Origin of the sequence: Jeotgalibacillus marinus (assembly GCF_040801915.1) — a bacterium.
GTDB classification, from domain to species: Bacteria; Bacillota; Bacilli; order Bacillales; family Jeotgalibacillaceae; genus Jeotgalibacillus; species Jeotgalibacillus marinus.
Genome location: NZ_JBFMIA010000209.1, coordinates 1 through 258 on the forward strand (window position 1 = coordinate 1; position 258 = coordinate 258).

Here is a 258-nt window from a genome sequence, read left to right on the forward strand (position 1 = left end):
GAGGAAAAAGGGTTGCGAGCGGGGGGCGAGTTGGATGGGCTCGGGTGAGTGAGTGCGGGTTGCGATTCCTGTTCCCCGGTTGCAGAGAACTGATCGGCCTCGAGTGCCCGTGCGTAAGCCAGCAGGTGAATACGAACGAGGGCAGGTGACCCGACATCCGAGAGTCGCCCCTCCTCAAGAGCTCTCAGGAGAGTGATGCTGAGCTCACTCCGATGCGCTACCTCCTGAAGCGAGAGCCCCAGGTCAAGCCTTTTCGAT

Annotated in this window: 1 protein-coding gene; it reads right to left on the minus strand. The window is 60.9% G+C overall.

The features are described from left to right. Window positions 1-242: helix-turn-helix domain-containing protein (locus AB1471_RS17570; RefSeq protein WP_367781009.1), on the minus strand; the 242-nt coding region annotated here is incomplete at its 3' end. Between the last annotated feature and the right edge of the window lie 16 nt (window positions 243-258).